At 51.1% G+C, this 1,238-nt stretch carries 1 rRNA gene; it reads left to right on the forward strand.

What is annotated here, in order from left to right:
• Nucleotides 1–18 precede the first annotated feature (18 nt).
• A 23S ribosomal RNA gene (locus ACIQAA_RS32390) occupies nucleotides 19–1,238 on the forward strand; the annotation flags it as partial.

The following is a 1,238-nucleotide window of genomic DNA, read 5'->3' on the forward strand; positions in this document are numbered from 1 at the left end:
TAAGAGTATAACCATTTAGGTTAAGTTAGAAAGGGCGCACGGTGGATGCCTTGGCACTAGGAGCCGATGAAGGACGGGACTAACACCGATATGCTTCGGGGAGCTGTAAGTAAGCTTTGATCCGGAGATTTCCGAATGGGGGAACCCACTGCTCGTAATGGAGCAGTATCTTTACCTGAATACATAGGGTATTGAAGGCAGACCCGGGGAACTGAAACATCTAAGTACCCGGAGGAAGAGAAAGCAAACGCGATTCCCTGAGTAGCGGCGAGCGAAACGGGACATAGCCCAAACCAAGAGGCTTGCCTCTTGGGGTTGTAGGACACTCAACATGGAGTTACAAAGGAACGGGGTAGATGAAGCGATCTGGAAAGGTCCGTCATAGAAGGTAAAAACCCTGTAGTTGAAACTTCGTTCCCTCCTGAGTGGATCCTGAGTACGGCCGGACACGTGAAATCCGGTCGGAAGCTGGGAGGACCATCTCCCAAGGCTAAATACTCCCTAGTGACCGATAGTGAACCAGTACCGTGAGGGAAAGGTGAAAAGCACCCCGGAAGGGGAGTGAAAGAGATCCTGAAACCGTGTGCCTACAAGTAGTCAGAGCCCGTTTATGGGTGATGGCGTGCCTTTTGTAGAATGAACCGGCGAGTTACGATCCCATGCAAGGTTAAGTTGAAGAGACGGAGCCGCAGCGAAAGCGAGTCTGAATAGGGCGAATGAGTATGTGGTCGTAGACCCGAAACCAGGTGATCTACCCATGTCCAGGGTGAAGTCCAGGTAACACTGGATGGAGGCCCGAACCCACGCACGTTGAAAAGTGCGGGGATGAGGTGTGGGTAGCGGAGAAATTCCAATCGAACTTGGAGATAGCTGGTTCTCTCCGAAATAGCTTTAGGGCTAGCCTCACGTTGTAAGAGTCTTGGAGGTAGAGCACTGTTTGGACTAGGGGCCCTCATCGGGTTACCGAATTCAGACAAACTCCGAATGCCAAAGACTTATCCGTGGGAGTCAGACTGCGAGTGATAAGATCCGTAGTCAAAAGGGAAACAGCCCAGACCACCAGCTAAGGTCCCAAAGTTTACGTTAAGTGGAAAAGGATGTGGAGTTGCTTAGACAACCAGGATGTTGGCTTAGAAGCAGCCACCATTTAAAGAGTGCGTAATAGCTCACTGGTCGAGTGACTCTGCGCCGAAAATGTACCGGGGCTAAACGTAACACCGAAGCTGTGGATTGACACC

Source organism: Neobacillus sp. NPDC093182 (genome assembly GCF_044754045.1).